The organism is Mesorhizobium sp. M0615 (genome assembly GCF_040320805.1).
In the GTDB taxonomy this organism is placed as follows: Bacteria; Pseudomonadota; Alphaproteobacteria; order Rhizobiales; family Rhizobiaceae; genus Mesorhizobium.
Window position 1 is genome coordinate 1 of record NZ_JAMYQI010000034.1, and the last position, 14,704, is coordinate 14,704.

Genomic DNA, 14,704 nt, shown 5'->3' on the forward strand with positions numbered 1-14,704 from the left:
GCTCTGCTTTGTCCACATCTAAAGCTTGAATCATAACCCAGCCTCAGACGAAACCCCCGGCAAGCCGATTTTCAAAACGGTCTCTCAGAGGATTGAGGGCGCAAGCTGTCGGGTAGGACCTCGAGTATTTGGAGTGGGAAACATCACGAATCTATATGCCAAGGCATCTCCGGCCCTCAACGGTCTGCGAACTTGACAATGACTTCGGCAAATCGGTTGTTGACAATTGCAAAGCTTGCCGCTTCATCCTCCTTATTTAGAAAGGAGACATAGTGATGTAGCGCGACTCGTCGGTGAGCGACACGCCCCTGTTGCATAGCCAGAAGTGATGGTCGTCGTTGCGACCCAGAAGAGGCCTTTCGGCGATAGATCGCGACGGGCTTGCAGACCGGTTTTCAAAGCATGCGCTGATTTTATGGCGACTGCTTTGCACGTCAGGCATCTTGAAACGCGATGGCACCGCCTCAGACTTTATATTAGCAAATTCCGCACCAAGTGACGCATAGTGGCACAAATTCGGCCAATGCAACTTGGACAGATTGGGGCGAAACTAAAGTGCAGATCAGAGATGTCTTGCTCGCACCTGGCGACGGCGCATTTTTTTATGACGATCAGGAAGCCATAAGGTCCGGCGCAATCCAGGACGGCTTCATTTATGTCGGCGCACCGACAATCCCTGGGTTTGAGGCAATTCGCATTCCTGCATCTTCGCTCAGTGTCGGGCTCGTCCTTGCCGATGACGTCGTGGTTTGGGGCGACATGATGAACGTCCAGTACTCTGGTGCTGGCGGGCGCGATCCTCTGTTCAACACGGGTCAGATCTCAGATTTAATGTCGCGCGTGGTCGTACCGCGGCTTTTTGGTGTCGATGCCTCTCAGTTTCGCAAATCCTGTGCAGAGGTTTTTGAATCAGTCGAACTTCTGCGCTTGCCCCTGGCTGTTGAGTATGGCGTGAGCCAAGCTCTTCTTCGCGCATCAGCCCATCTTCAGCGCAAGACCATGGCGGAGATCATATGCGCGGAATTTGATCTGCCACTGCCGATGTGCCGCGTTCCGATTTATTGCCAGAGCGGTGATGCGCGGGAAATAAATGTAGACAAGATGATTTTGAAAGCCGTGGATGTTCTCCCCCACGGCCTGATCAACTCGCGTCAAAAGTTCGGCGTCAACGGTCAGACGTTCGTGGAGTTTGTGAAGTGGGTTGCAACGCGCACGGGCCAAATCGGCCGGCCGGGGTATCATCCGGTGCTGCACTTCGATGTGTATGGCTGGATCGGCCAAGAAATCGGCCTGGAGCCGCAAAGCATTGCCGACTTTATTTGCAGGGTCGCCGATTCCGTTCCGGATTTTACGCTCAACATCGAATCCCCGGCGGACTTTGATTCGACGCAAGCCCAACTTGAGAACTATGCCAAGATCGTATCGATTTTGGACAATCGGGGTTCCAGCGCGCGTATTGTCGTGGATGAGAGATGCAATACGCTCGAGGACATTCGGCTATTTGCCGAAGCGAAGGCCGCGCATCTCGTTCAAATCAAGACTCCGGATGTTGGCTCAATTGCTGATACGGCGCGGGCAGTTCTCATTTGCAAGGCCAACAAGGTAGGGGCGTATGTCGGCGGAAGCTGTACGGAGACAGATCTATCCGCCCAGGCTTCAGTCCACATTTCGGTGGCGACCCAGGCCGACATGATGCTTGCAAAGCCCGGAATGGGTGTCGACGAGGGATTTTCGATCGTCGGGAACGAACAGAACCGATTGCTGGCAATGCTGACCCGTCGTCGGACTCAAAACGAAAACGTTGGTTGATCGGCGCGGTGTTGCATGCAGAACTCTCTTGAGGGGATCACTGTCGTCGCCGTGGAGCAGGCTGTGGCCGCGCCTTATGCATCGTCTCGCCTTGCTGACGCCGGCGCACGTGTCATCAAGATCGAAAGGCCCGAAGGGGACTTTGCCCGCAGCTACGACAGTTTGGTGCGGGGACAAAGCGCGTATTTCGTCTGGCTTAACCGGGGTAAGGAGTCCGTTTGCCTGGACCTGAGGTCGGAGGCGGACCGTGATGTCCTGGAATCGCTCCTCGTCGCCGCCGACGTCTTCATCCAGAACCTGAAGCCCGGCAGCATCGAAAAGCTGGGTTTCGCGTCCGCTGATCTGCGTCGTCGATTTCCGCGTCTGATCACCTGCGACATCTCTGGTTTCGGAGAGAAAGGTCCTTATTCCCACTTGAAGTCTTATGATCTCATCGTTCAGGCTGAAACAGGTCTATGCGCGATCACCGGCAACCAACATGGACCCGCGCGTGTAGGGGTCTCGGTTTGTGACATCTCGGCGGGAATGACGGCACACAGCGCCATTCTTCAGGCCCTCTATCACCGCGAGGTCACCGGCCTAGGCACCAGGATCCAGGTGTCACTGTTCGATGCCGTCGCCGACTGGATGAATGTCCCGGTTCTGCAAAATGACTATAGCGGCTACCACACCCTACGGGCGGGCGTGAAACATCCTTCATTGGCGCCGTATGGCGCCTATCGTTGCGCCGATGGTAAAGACGTCATCTTTTCCGTTCAAAATGACCGAGAATGGATAAATTTTTGCGTGAAATTCCTCAAGCAGCCGGAGCTTACACGCGCACCTAGTTTTGCTGACAATATGGAGCGCCTCGGTCACCGCGCGCAACTTGATGAGATCATTGATCGGCGGTTTTCAGAGCTATCCTGCCACGAAGCAATGCAGGAGCTTGAGGCGGCCGGCTTGGCATATGGCCGACTTAATGAAGTCGCCGATGTTTCAAAACACCCACACGTTCGGAGGGTTGAGGTTGGCACACCTGAAGGAGTTGTAGACACGATAGCGCCGGCGGCGATTTTCAACTCCGAGCACCCCTCGCTTCGCCCGGTTCCGGCACTTGGCGCTCATACCGAGACTGTTCGCGAGGAAGTTCTGGGGCGTTTGCGCGAGAGAGCCGCATCAGCGTGAGCGCGCACGCGAGTCCAACGAGCCTGTGCACCTCGCATCATCTCGGCAACCTGGCCGCCCAGCAGGCTCACTGTCGTTGTCCTCGCTGAAATCGACCGCAGAGGCGACTTTATGATCAAGGACGCCGTCCCGGCCGTTGAAAGCCCGACCTCTGTACCCCGCTGGAAATCTCTGCTCTTCGTTCCCGCTCACGTTTCGCGCTTTGTGGAGGCTGCCAATGAGCACGGGGCAGATGGCATCATTACTCGACCTCGAGGACTCGGTTCCCCAGGATCGGAAGGGCGTGGCACGGAGGCAGCTTCCTGAATGCGTGGCAAAGGTGGGCCGCAATGGCGCATCTGTTTTGGTCCGCGTGAATCGTGGTTTGCGCGCCTTGGCGGCCGACCTCGATGCAGCCGTGATGGCTGGTGTTGACGCACTGGTTCTTCCGAAGACGGGTTCGGCAGTGAGATCGCGAATGCGGTATCGGAACTTGAACGAGAAAGAGATCTTCCGCTGGGACGCATCCGGTTCCTTACCCAGATCGAGACCCCGCGCGCCTTGCAAAGGCTCGCGGCCATTGCATCAGCCCATCCCAGGATGGTCGCAATGGCGCTTGGTCCTGAAGACTTCAGCGCCGCTGTTGGGCGGTGCCCCCGAATTCGACCTTCTTTTGACGCCGAACCTAGCCGTGCTGTTTGCTGCCCGTGTGGCCGGGTTGCTCCCGCTTGGGCTTCATAGGAAGAATTGGCGAGTTCTCGGACACTGATAAACTTCATGAAGCCGCGGCGCACGCGCGAAGGCTTGGCTTTGCCGGAGCTTTGGCGATCCATCCGACACAGGTGGCCATATTCAATGAGGCCTTCTCGCCAAGTGCACAAGAAGTCGAGTGGGCCCGCGCTGTTGTTGCAGCGGAGAACGATGCCGCCCCCCCGCGGACTGTCTGCATTCTCGTTGAATGGTGGGATGGTTGATCCGCCTGTGGTGCGGCGCGCTCACGAAATCCTGACCCTCGCCGGTAACAACTGACTTACCTACGGTCAATGGGCCAGCCGGAACCTTTCCCTGGTGCGCGCCAGCAAGTACTTGCGCTCTATCTCGTTTCGAGATAAACGCGAGGGACTGGGGGAAGTTGCCCCTCCATTGGGTTAAGCCGTGGATATCAGGCAGTTAAAATACTTCGTCGGCGTGGTGGAAGCCGGCAGTTTTACGAAGGCCGCTGCGCTCCTGCATGTCGCTCAGAGTGCCCTTAGCCTTCATGTGCGTCAACTCGAGGAAAGCTTCGGCACTCAGTTGCTGGTACGCGACAGGACCGGCATCAGTGTGACGGCCTCCGGAACCAGACTGCTTGAGCGGGCGCGGACGATTCTCAGGGAAATTCGACTCACCGAGATGGAACTGACCAACACGGTCGCTTCTCCTTCCGGAGAGGTGACCATCGGCATTCCGTCCGGGGCCGCGCGTGTCCTTAGCGGTCCGTTGCTTGAATCGGTAAGAAACGAGTTGCCGAGGATTTCCCTTAAGATGATCGAGGGCATGACAGGACCGCTGGAGGAGTGGATGGCTGCTGGCCGGTTCAATCTGGCTGTCCTTTACCGCACTGCCGAGAGCGTGGGGCGGATGATCGTTCTGGCACGCGAAGAATTTTGCCTGGTGGTGCCGCCGGGTGAACCGCCTTTCGAAGACGTGATACCTCTCGGCAACCTGCACGCGTTTCCGTTGGCGGTTCCGATGCGCAACAACAATGTCAGGCGTTCGGTAGCTGATGTCGTTGCGCAACACGGTTGTGTGCTGGACGTAAGATTTGAAGTCGACTCCCTTTCTACGATCATCAATATGGTCATGGAAGGAAAAGCGTATTCCATCCTTACCCCGTCGGCCATTCAGAGGGAAGCCTCTCACGGACAGGTCCGGACGGTCAAAATCATTGATCCAGTGATTACCCGCTCCGTGGTGCTTGCCGTCAACCCCAAAGATGAGCAATCTCCCGCTGTCTCTGCTGTCCGCAAGCTGATTCCCAATGTGGCCAAGACATTAATCGAGAGCGGGCAGTGGCCGGCCACGGCTTCAGACCGGGCTTAGGCACATCCAACCAGTTTCAGTGCTATCTCTCCTCGCTGCTTGAGCAATATCAATCTGGCTTCCAGATGGTTTTAGGCGATATTCCATATTTGACCGGGCCCGATCAAAGCGATGAAACTGCAGAGAAGCGGGCCTAGGTTCGATATCGGCGGTCTCGCATTGGCAGGAATCCAGTCAAGCGGAGCATGCGATGCCCAACGCCACGAGCTATAAGCTTTTCATCAACGGCAGGTGGCGAGACGGTAGTGACGAAAACACTCTGCCAGTGATCAATCCGGTGACGGAGAATGTGATTGGCTCGGTGGCATCGGCGACGGTGTCGGATCTGGATGAGGCCCTCGCTTCGGCAGAACGCAGCCGCAAGGCTTGGTCTTCACGGCCTGCAAAAGAACGTGGCGAGATCCTGGTGGCAGCCGCCAAGATCTTGGTAGCGAAGCTTGGAGCGGCAGCCAGGGACCTGTCGGCCGAACAGGGAAAGACGATTGCCGAAGCGACAGGTGAGTACGCACGCGCTGTCGAAACACTGGAGTGGAACGGCACGCACGCCGAAGAGCTGTCGGCCCCTATTCCGATGGGCCCGAACCGGATGATCGTCCCCGATCCCCTTGGCGTCGTTGCTGCCTTTACGCCTTGGAACTATCCCGCCGTTCTCATCGCCCGCAAGCTCGCCCCTGCTTTGGCGGCAGGCTGCCCGGTGATCCTCAAAGGGGCTGAAGAGACACCAAGCGCGGCTGTCCATTTCGTCGAAGCCTTGCGACAAGCGGGTATTCCGGACGGCGTGGTCAATCTCGTCTTTGGCGTGCCGGTGCAAATATCCCGGCATCTCCTCAGCTCGCCGATCGTCAAGGTCCTAACTTTCACCGGCTCTACCGAGGTTGGAAAACAGCTCGCCAAGCTCGCCGCGAATAATTTGCAGCGGTGCATTCTTGAACTCGGTGGGCACTCCCCGGTTGTTGTATGCGAGGATGCCGACTTGGCAAAAGCTATACCGGCAATTTCGGAATACAAGTTCGAGTGCGCGGGCCAAAGCTGCAACGCACCCAGCAGGATCCTCGTCGCGCGGACCCTCTATGAGGAATTCCTATCCCGGATGACGGAAGCCGCCCGCAAGATCAAGATCGGCCCACCCGACGACCCTGCGACCGAGATGGGACCAATGGCAAACGCGCGGCGAATCGAGGCCATGCAGAGTCTGGTCAAGGATGCGGTCGATCGCGGCGCCCGCATCGAAACCGGTGGCACCCGCCTCGACCAGCCAGGTTTTTACTGGCCGCCAACAATCCTGACAGGAGTGCCAAAGGATGCAAAAGTGCTTCATGACGAGCCGTTCGGGCCGATCCTCACCGTAGCGCCGTTCGACACGATCGAGGATGCGATAGAAGAGGCCAACGCCACCGAGTATGGCCTTGCCGCCTACGTCTTCACCGGCGCCGCCGATGCGAAACGGGCGCTGATCGGCGGTCTTTCGGCAGGCGCTCTCAGTGTAAATTACCTGAAAGGGGTTTCTGCAGATGCACCGTATGGAGGTGTCAAACAGAGCGGCTATGGATACGAAGGCGGCGAGCAAGGATTTCGGAGCTTCCAGAACCTGAAACTGGTCAACGGGTTCGGGTCATTAGGATGAGATTTCGTGAATAAAAAAACACGGACCATTGCCGGCAAGGATATCACAAAGAGCGTCGCCGACGCCCTTCAGTACATCTCGTACTACCATCCGCCAGATTATATCCGGTACCTTTCGCAGTCATACGCGCGCGAGCAGAGCCCGGCGGCTAAGAACGCCATCGGGCAGATTCTGCTGAACTCTCGAATGGCGGCCTTCGGGCGGCGCCCGATCTGCCAGGACACCGGCCTTGTCGTGGTCTTCGCAAAGGTCGGCATGGACGCCCGCATCAAATCAACGGCCAGCCTCGCTGACCTCGTGAATGAGGGCGTCCGTCGGGCATATCTCGACCCGGACAACCCCCTTCGGGCATCGATCGTTGCCGATCCGCTCGCCGGACGGGTCAACACCCGCGACAACACGCCGGCGGTCGTTCACATCGATCTCGTGCTCGGCAACCAGATTGAGATCACCATCGCCGCAAAAGGCGGCGGGTCGGAAAACAAGGCGCGTTTCACCACCCTGAACCCCAGCGCGTCCGTTGCCGACTGGGTGGTCGATACTGTTTCGACCCTTGGCAGCGGATGGTGCCCGCCCGGCCTAATCTCCGTTGGCATCGGTGGTAGCGCTGAAAAGGCGATGCTTCTGGCCAAGGAGGCCATGAACGAGCCCATTGATATGTCGGAACTGATCGACAGGGGACCGTCAAGCGCAGAGGAGGCGCTACGGATTGAGCTATACGAGCGGATTAACGCGCTGGGCATCGGCGCCCAGGGCCTTGGTGGTCTGACGACGGTGGTTGACGTCAAGGTTGCGACTTACCCTACCCATGTGGCGTCTAAGCCTGCGGCGCTTATCCCACAATGTGCCGCCAATCGGCACTTGAAGTTTACCTTGAACGGCTCTGGACCCGTCAGGCTTGAGCCGCCCGACCTTTCCGAATGGCCCCAGATCGGTCACGAGGATTTGCGCACAACCGGTGTCCGTCGGGTCAATCTCGATGCACTGATGAAGGAAGAGACGGCATCGTGGCGCTGCGGAGAAACCCTTCTTTTGTCCGGAAAGATGCTGACGGCCCGTGACGCCGCCCACCAGCGAATGGTCGACCTGATCGATGCCGGCAAGCCGCTGCCGGTCGATCTGCGGGGACGCGTAATCTACTACGTCGGACCAGTTCGCGCGGTACGAGATGAGGCAATCGGGCCGGCTGGCCCTACGACCTCCAGCCGGATGGACGGTTTCACTGAAAAGATACTCGCGGAGACTGGACTATATGCAATGGTCGGCAAAGCGGAGAGGGGCCCGGCAGCCATCGATTCCATTGTGAGGCACAAAACGCCCTATCTCATCGCAGTTGGTGGCGCTGCGTACTTGATTTCAAAATCGATCAAGGCGGCGCGGATCGTTGCCTTTGAAGACCTGGGGATGGAAGCCATCTATGAATTCGAGGTGCAGGACATGCCTGTCATCATGGCTGTCAATGTTGAGGGAAACTCCATTCATAATTCCGGTCCTCTTGAGTGGCGTAAGCGGATGGCGGCCGATAGCATCGCCCGCATCATCGGCGTTTGAGCCCGCCGGCTGCGCGATCCGGCCAGACTCCCGCCTCGGATTTTGGGCCGTATCGGTAACAGAGGGCGGCCATTTACATTCGCTGGCTTCGATTGATGATAGTGGTTGGCACTAATTGCGCTGCGACTACCGCTTGAGAGCAAAAGGTCATGAAGTCGAAACCCGATCCTGTGCGACTAGACGCTTGGGATGTCCGGATTCTCTCAGAGATCCAGTCGGATGGTCGGATTTCGAAAACCGAGCTCGCAAAGCGTGTTCACCTTTCAGCGTCGGCCTGTTCGGAGCGGCTCCGCGTGCTCCAGGCCGCAGGAATCATTGAGGGGTTCTACGCGCGACTAAGTCCAGCCCTTATAGGGGGCACTATCTCTATAATGGTTGAGGTGGTTCTGGATCGCCATCGTCTCGAGGATCAACGGCACTTCGAGACTGCGATCCAAAAGATACCGGAAATCCTGGACTGCTGGGCTATCGGGGGGCGGATCGACTATTTGATGCGCGTTTCATCCCCTTCCATGGCTGCGTATCAGGATTTCATGGAGGAATTGCTGCAGGCAGGTTTGGGTATCGACCAATACTACAGCCTTGTCGTGATAAAACCGGTGAAATCCAATTCACCCATCCCCTTGTCCGCACTACGAGAATGGTAAACTCCCGAAGCCTTAGTTTCTACGGCGATTTGGTGCCGATTCCGCGATTTCGTCGGCCAAAGACGTAAATTTCCGTGAAACTCAAGAGATGTTTGCCCGTATGCTGATGGCTAAAGAGGCGGCTGGCCGAGTGTTCTCCGCCGCCTGATCGCCAGGAGAGGGACGATGCGCTTGAGCAATCTGGGAACCGAACAACTCCGGGAAAAGGATCGAAGCTTCGTCTTTCATCCGTCCACGCACTTGGCCAAGCACAGCCGCGGCGAGACGCCCAACCGGATCATGGCCGGTGCAGAAGGCGTGTACATCTGGGATACTGACGGCCGGAAGAGCCTTGACGGTTTCGGAGGGCTTTACTGCGTCAATATGGGATATGGCTGCACGGAGATTGCCGAGGCCATCGCCCGGCAAGCGCACGAGTTGCCGTTCGCCCATGTCTATGCAAGCCAAGGCACCGAGCCAGTCGCACTCTTGGCAGAGGCAGTGGTCGAATATTTCGGACAGAACATGCGAAGGGTCTTTTTCGGCCTCTCCGGCTCCGACGCCAACGAAACCAACATCAAGCTGGTCTGGTACTACAACAACATCCTCGGCCGGCCTGAAAAGAAGAAGATCATCTCGCGCAATCGCGGGTACCACGGGTCAGGGCTGGTTACAGGTAGCCTGACAGGCCTTGCCTTCTTTCACGATTGCTTCGACCTGCCTTTGAATTTGGTTCGCCATACAACGACTCCACATTACTATCGCCAGGCGCACGACGGCGAAAATGAGGAAGCGTTCTCAAGGCGCTGTGCCAACGAACTTGAAGCCCTTATCCTCACTGAAGGCCCGGAGACGGTTGCAGCCTTCATTGGAGAGCCGGTACTTGGAACCGGGGGTATCGTTCCGCCCCCGAAGGGATACTGGGCTGCGATTCAGGGGGTGCTTGATAAATACGATATCCTTCTTATCGCCGATGAAGTGGTCTGCGGCTTTGCTCGAACCGGTGAGAAATTCGGTTCCCACCTCTATGGCATGCGTCCGGATTTCGTAACGATTGCCAAGGGCTTGAGTTCAGCCTACCTGCCCATCTCCGGGTCAATCATCGGCGACCGCGTCTGGTCGGTCCTGGAACAAGGAACGGAAAAGCACGGCCCACTCGGCCATGGCTGGACATATTCCGGTCACACGCTTTGCGCGGCGGCCGCGCTTGCCAATATTAAAGTGCTAAAGGAAAGAAACATCTTGGAACATGTTCGCGATGTTGGACCGTACTGGCATGCCCGCATGAAAGCCGAGCTGGAGGGACATCCCATTGTTGGCGAGGTTCGCGGCGTGGGCATTCTATCCGCCGTGGAACTGATGCGGGATCCGAAGGGGCGGATACCATTTGAACCCGGACTTCAGCTCGGCGTGCGCGCCGCCGTTGCTCTGTTTGAAAATGGTGTCATAGGCCGCGCCATGCCGCATGGGGATATCCTCGGCTTTGCCCCACCTCTGATCATTACCCGAAAAGAGATCGACATCATTGTCGACGCAACCGCTAAATCAGTCGATGCGACCTATCGCGCGCTGAAGGCGGAGGGCGCGGCATAATCCTGACGTGACGGGTGAACGCCCCCCATTCGGATCGACCAGGATAGCCCGTCCAGGAGCAAGATCCCTATGGCGTCATGAACTGGCGCGCCCGAAACGACCCGCGTCGCTTTTACGGCAACTTGCATCGAGGGTGTGCGAGGCGATGCCGCAAAATGCGACGCCAATATCGAACGCAGTACCGCCTTCGCTATCGAGATGGTGATGACCATAGAATGCCAGCCTCCTGCAAAAACCATAAAGGAGACGCTCTCCCGACCGGCGCTTGATAAGTGACCAACCGTGAGGCGAGCTTCTCATGAGAGATTGGTCTGAGGCCCGCAATATCGCCCTCCCAAGGCGCACCGGCCCGGCAGCGAGCTCAGTCTCCTGCCGGGCACTTCTTCCCTGAATGGGTGCACTTTGATCGAGCCGTCTGCGCTCCGCTATGTGCGGCCAGAGGCTGTGGGCGAACTGACTGCAGTTTAGCTATCCAAGACGTTTTTCATGAATTTGTCGAGCAAATCGCAGACAACGCTGACGCGACGGACCAGCGCAACGCTTTGGCGGAGATTGCCTTTTTGCTCGATTTGTCGTCTTTCGCCTATCTTTTCCCTTCGCCTAGCCTGGCCGCAACGTAGACGTTATTTCAACCTATCCTCAACCCTGGACATCTCACTACCTTCACAGTCAGTATGAAAAGATGGACCCGGTGATCCATCGGGCGCGTGGTACTCAGGAACCATTCAGCCGGGATGCGCACGGCGCTGATGTTGAACTGTCGACGCTACAGCGACAAGAGGCGCGCAATTCGGGATTTGCTGCGGCTTTACGATTCCAAACCATGACAGCGGCGGTTTGTTAGCAGCACTAACCTTCGCCTCCAATGAAAGGCAACACTGTTCTTCCGCGTGATAATCGATATGAACGCGCGCTCGAGCGCATCGCGATCTTCTCCCATCTCCATGCCCGTCGTAAGCTGGCCGACGCCAGGATCGTGGATGGCGTTGCACTATCCCGAAGGGAAATCGAATGTTCGAAATGGGCGGCTCGCGGCAAGACGGCCTGGGAGATCGGCCGCATCCTGGGGATCAGTCGGCGCACTGCGGCCTATCATCGTGACAACGCCAGGAAGAAGCTTGGCGTACCGGCAATTACCCAGGCAGCCGTTCGGCTGGCCCTATCCAAGCCATCTCTTTTCACCTGATCTCCGTAACCTGGGCGCACGCACAGGTCGTATCAACTCCGCCCTTTGCCTTCATTCGCAGCGTTATGCATGCGAGGGAGAAAGGCCATCATGACGCAGTTGATCACGCCGGATTGCTACGCTGAATTCGGCGACGAGCTCGAGCAGATGCACCGCTTGCGGCATCACGTGTTCAGGGATCGACTTAATTGGGATGTTTCGGTCAGCAGCTGCTATGAGGTCGATCCGTTCGACGCGCTACATCCCCACTACCGGTTGTTGCGAGCGCCCGCCGGGCGCAGGCGTACGGCTGTTCCCGACCACCTGACCGACGATGTTGCGCGACAGTTTCTGCGATCTGCTTGCGGATGGCTCGGCGCCGGAAGATCCGCTGGTTTGGGAAAGCAGCCGTTTTGCGCTTGATCTGCCGCTTTCCGCGCCGAAACAGGCGGGCATCGCTATTGGCATCTATGAGCTGTTTACCGGGATGGTCGAGTTTGGTTTCTTACGCGGTCTACGAAGCCTCGTCACCGTGACGGATCTGCATATAGGGCGGATCCTGTCGGGCCGGCTGGCCACTCGGTCCGATCCGCAAAGAATCGAACACGCGCGCCATTGCCGGATATCTCGACGTCTCCACCGAGAGCTCGGAAGCCTCCTTCGCAATGCCGGAATCAAGGGCCCGGTGCCGTGGACACCGGTCATGAAGATCGCCTGAGCTTGGAAGCCAACCCTTACTTGGAAAATGATGCTATGAACGAGACGAAACCTGGCCCTGCCTGGCCGGACCGGCAAGATGATGGTGCTTATTGCTGTATCGAGCAACGGACCAGCCGAGGCTGGCCTGGGAATTGCTCAGGCGCAATCCAGACTTCCAGAAGGATCTGGCGAACGCATTGCGCCGCATATAAGCCACACCCGCCATAACGCGGATCGTGGATCGCAACCGCAAGCCGGTCGGCAGTCACAAACGCCGCTCGGCGGTGGCCAGAAGCATAACGCCGCCATCCGATGTGACGGGTTCGCCAAACCGCAGCTGTGATCTCCTTGCGTTCGACGGCTGAAAACACAAGGGCGGGAACTATCGTCCGTCCCAGCTGCCGTTCGCCGATCGCCAACCAAGTGCTTCGTCTTGCACACCCGCCGCATACTGGCTGATGATCACCCCGCGCGACGCGGTGCCCACATCGCATCATCTCGGCAAAGCACGTCGCAGCAGAACCTTTAAATGAATTTACAAATTCTTTGCGATTGAAAGTCGCTGGCTAGGGTACGTTCACCCAATCTGAGGTCAGGCACGGATACAGCCGATGCTGAGTTTGCGAGGACCTCGGCACAGTGCGCCACGTCGGAGGTACCGCAAATGGCAAAAAGAGCATTTATCCTGATTGAAGGGCATCCAAGAGGTAATGGTCTACTGTACGTCCAAGCGGCCCAGCGTTTTGGCCTATATCCGATCAGCCTGTCGATTGATCCAGCTCAGTACGACTATCTTGCGGTGGAACGCATTGAGGCAATCCGTGTCGATACAGACAATCTCGACGCGCTGATCGGCGAGATTTCCCGCTTAGGAGAGAAGTATGGCATTGCCGGCATTACTGGCTTTTCGGGAGACGACGAGTCAGTTTATGCGACAGTTGGCAACCTCTGCCGATATTTCAATCTACCGGGACCGGACCCTGTATCCATCGAACGATGCAGTGACAAATTCGTCCAACGTCAGTTCCTCGCCGAAGCCGGCGTTCCAATGCCTGCTTATCGTTTGGCAGCCAATGCCACGGACGTTGAAAGCGCTGCCGCGGAGATCGGGTTGCCGGTTATTGTCAAGCCAGCCATAGGCAGCGGTAGCATGGGTGTCCGATTGTGCCGCAATGACGACGAGTTGGCTGAACATACCGACTATCTGTTGGGCAGGAAACACATATGGCGGTCTTCGCCGAGGATACTGGTCGAAGAATTCGCACAAGGCTCACATTACATCGCTCACATAATGGGAAATGAGACCATCGGGATTGAGGCCGCCGACTTTGGCCCCCCACCGCATTTCGTCTTTCGGGAGGGCACCTTTCCGGCCCCGCTGAATGATGACGCGCATGAGCGTATCGTGGGTGTTTCTCTGATCTGCTTGCAAGCTCTCAGCCTTGGTTGGGGGCCAACCTGCATTGAGTTCCGATGGACGAAGCGCGGCCCCGTCGTCATTGAAGTCAATCCGCGACTTTCTGGCGCGCCCTCTCCTCAACTGGTTCAGCTGGCTTACGGTGTTGATCTCATCACCGAACACGTGAAGCTCGCCATCGGCGAGGAATGCAATTTGCGCAGGAGGCGTTCGCACACTGCGGCCGCCCGGTACCTGGCTCCTGATCGCGATGGCACCCTTGACTGGATCGATGGCGGCAGTCGGGCGGCTGCCATATCAGGCGTCGCTGAGGTCAAGTTGTATGTTGGACCCAAGGCACCCATCATTAGGAAGGGCGATTACCGAGACTGGATTGGACATGTCGTTGCCGCTTCACCCAATCTTGCTCAGACCGAAGCCATCCTTCAGCGTGCCGTTGCTTCGATAGACTGGTCGATCGCGCCATTTTCGAGGCTTAGCGAATAGGAGCGAACTGAACTGCTCCTCGTCTTCTCCGAGCTATGGCGGAAACTGGGTGATTACGGTTTGAGGAGAGCGGCGTAGGCGGGTGATGAAGCCTGCCAGAACCTCTCAAGGAGAGCGATACGCCATGAATGAGACCACCAAAACATTGATCTCGGCTAAATAGCCGGCAGAGCCGGCGCGCAGGTCGAGAGCCAGGATCGTGCCGACAGCGCGGCTGTCGGTGAAGTTGGCATTGTCGCGAAAGCGTCGAAACCCGGCGGCCTGCCTCGCGCTCAAGGCCGTGATCCGCTCGGCCACTGGCTCGTCGCGCCAGATCTCGACATTGGCGAGTGCTGCCGCACAGGCAATCGGATTGGCGGTGTAGGAGCTCGAATGGAAAAACGTTTTCTTCCGGTCCTCGGAATAGTGCGCCCGGAAGATCGCATCGGTGACAAGCGTTACGGCCAGCGGGATGGTGCCGCCGGTCAAGCCTTTGGAGGTGCACAGGATATCTGGAGAAATCGATG

Annotated in this window: 16 protein-coding genes and 1 pseudogene; 16 read left to right on the plus strand and 1 reads right to left on the minus strand. The window is 57.5% G+C overall.

Features of this window, described 5'->3' with window-relative positions; genetic code table 11:
- The first annotated feature begins 555 nt into the window (after positions 1–555).
- The 16 genes and pseudogenes from NKI46_RS30475 to NKI46_RS30550 all read left to right on the plus strand — a co-directional run bounded on the left by NKI46_RS30475 (position 556) and on the right by NKI46_RS30550 (position 14,198).
- The gene (locus NKI46_RS30475) at positions 556–1,809 is read left to right on the plus strand and encodes a methylaspartate ammonia-lyase (protein WP_352749583.1); all 1,254 of its coding nucleotides are present in this window, start codon (positions 556–558) and stop codon (positions 1,807–1,809) included.
- Positions 1,810–1,824: 15 nt separating this feature from the next.
- A complete protein-coding gene (locus tag NKI46_RS30480) occupies positions 1,825–2,976 on the plus strand; it encodes a CaiB/BaiF CoA transferase family protein (protein ID WP_352749586.1) in 1,152 nt (383 codons plus the stop codon).
- Positions 2,977–3,208: 232 nt separating this feature from the next.
- Positions 3,209–3,361 (plus strand): annotated as a pseudogene (locus tag NKI46_RS30485) (HpcH/HpaI aldolase/citrate lyase family protein); the annotation flags it as partial.
- A 65-nt stretch (positions 3,362–3,426) separates the two neighbouring features.
- Complete coding sequence (locus tag NKI46_RS30490) at positions 3,427–3,696, plus strand: aldolase/citrate lyase family protein (RefSeq protein ID WP_352749618.1); 270 nt, start codon at positions 3,427–3,429, stop codon at positions 3,694–3,696.
- A gap of 414 nt (positions 3,697–4,110) precedes the next feature.
- Positions 4,111–5,037 carry a LysR family transcriptional regulator gene (locus NKI46_RS30495; protein ID WP_352749589.1) on the plus strand — a complete coding sequence of 309 codons (927 nt, stop codon included), beginning with the start codon at positions 4,111–4,113 and terminating at the stop codon, positions 5,035–5,037.
- 190 nt (positions 5,038–5,227) lie between these two features.
- A complete protein-coding gene (locus NKI46_RS30500) occupies positions 5,228–6,661 on the plus strand; it encodes an NAD-dependent succinate-semialdehyde dehydrogenase (RefSeq protein WP_352749592.1) in 1,434 nt (477 codons plus the stop codon).
- Positions 6,662–6,667: 6 nt separating this feature from the next.
- On the plus strand, positions 6,668–8,212 hold the full coding sequence (locus tag NKI46_RS30505; RefSeq protein WP_352749595.1) for a fumarate hydratase: 1,545 nt from the start codon (positions 6,668–6,670) through the stop codon (positions 8,210–8,212).
- 149 nt (positions 8,213–8,361) lie between these two features.
- Positions 8,362–8,859: an Lrp/AsnC family transcriptional regulator gene (locus NKI46_RS30510; RefSeq protein WP_352749598.1), complete on the plus strand. Its 498-nt coding sequence runs from the start codon at positions 8,362–8,364 to the stop codon at positions 8,857–8,859.
- 165 nt (positions 8,860–9,024) lie between these two features.
- Entirely contained in the window at positions 9,025–10,431 is a 1,407-nt protein-coding gene (locus NKI46_RS30515) for an aminotransferase (RefSeq protein WP_352749601.1), read from the plus strand.
- A 625-nt stretch (positions 10,432–11,056) separates the two neighbouring features.
- Positions 11,057–11,275, plus strand: coding sequence for an autoinducer binding domain-containing protein (locus NKI46_RS30520; protein WP_352749620.1), 219 nt, complete (start codon positions 11,057–11,059; stop codon positions 11,273–11,275).
- Entirely contained in the window at positions 11,245–11,325 is an 81-nt protein-coding gene (locus tag NKI46_RS30525; RefSeq protein WP_352749622.1) for a hypothetical protein, read from the plus strand. Before NKI46_RS30520 ends, NKI46_RS30525 begins: the two co-directional genes overlap by 31 nt.
- Positions 11,297–11,617, plus strand: coding sequence for a helix-turn-helix domain-containing protein (locus NKI46_RS30530; RefSeq protein ID WP_352749604.1), 321 nt, complete (start codon positions 11,297–11,299; stop codon positions 11,615–11,617). Before NKI46_RS30525 ends, NKI46_RS30530 begins: the two co-directional genes overlap by 29 nt.
- A gap of 147 nt (positions 11,618–11,764) precedes the next feature.
- Positions 11,765–12,019, plus strand: coding sequence for an acyl-homoserine-lactone synthase (locus NKI46_RS30535; protein ID WP_352749625.1), 255 nt, complete (start codon positions 11,765–11,767; stop codon positions 12,017–12,019).
- Positions 11,931–12,314, plus strand: a complete 384-nt coding sequence (locus tag NKI46_RS30540; protein WP_352749607.1) for an acyl-homoserine-lactone synthase — start codon at positions 11,931–11,933, stop codon at positions 12,312–12,314. The genes NKI46_RS30535 and NKI46_RS30540 overlap by 89 nt, the downstream gene beginning before the upstream one ends.
- A gap of 91 nt (positions 12,315–12,405) precedes the next feature.
- Entirely contained in the window at positions 12,406–12,507 is a 102-nt protein-coding gene (locus NKI46_RS30545; protein WP_352749609.1) for a transcriptional regulator domain-containing protein, read from the plus strand.
- Between the two features lie 452 nt (positions 12,508–12,959).
- Positions 12,960–14,198, plus strand: coding sequence for an ATP-grasp domain-containing protein (locus NKI46_RS30550; RefSeq protein ID WP_352749612.1), 1,239 nt, complete (start codon positions 12,960–12,962; stop codon positions 14,196–14,198).
- Positions 14,199–14,303: 105 nt separating this feature from the next.
- Here NKI46_RS30550 and NKI46_RS30555 read toward each other — a convergent pair.
- Positions 14,304–14,704, minus strand: a 401-nt coding sequence (locus NKI46_RS30555) for an aminotransferase class III-fold pyridoxal phosphate-dependent enzyme (RefSeq protein WP_352749615.1), incomplete at its 5' end; no start/stop codon positions are given.

Coding starts and splice junctions, on each gene's coding strand:
- NKI46_RS30550 (WP_352749612.1), top strand. CDS start 12,960: ATGGCAAAAAGAGCATTTATCCTGATTGAAGGGCATCCAAGAGGTAAT.
- NKI46_RS30515 (WP_352749601.1), top strand. CDS start 9,025: ATGCGCTTGAGCAATCTGGGAACCGAACAACTCCGGGAAAAGGATCGA.
- NKI46_RS30530 (WP_352749604.1), top strand. CDS start 11,297: ATGAAAGGCAACACTGTTCTTCCGCGTGATAATCGATATGAACGCGCG.
- NKI46_RS30480 (WP_352749586.1), top strand. CDS start 1,825: ATGCAGAACTCTCTTGAGGGGATCACTGTCGTCGCCGTGGAGCAGGCT.
- NKI46_RS30535 (WP_352749625.1), top strand. CDS start 11,765: ATGCACCGCTTGCGGCATCACGTGTTCAGGGATCGACTTAATTGGGAT.
- NKI46_RS30500 (WP_352749592.1), top strand. CDS start 5,228: ATGCCCAACGCCACGAGCTATAAGCTTTTCATCAACGGCAGGTGGCGA.
- NKI46_RS30540 (WP_352749607.1), top strand. CDS start 11,931: ATGTTGCGCGACAGTTTCTGCGATCTGCTTGCGGATGGCTCGGCGCCG.
- NKI46_RS30510 (WP_352749598.1), top strand. CDS start 8,362: ATGAAGTCGAAACCCGATCCTGTGCGACTAGACGCTTGGGATGTCCGG.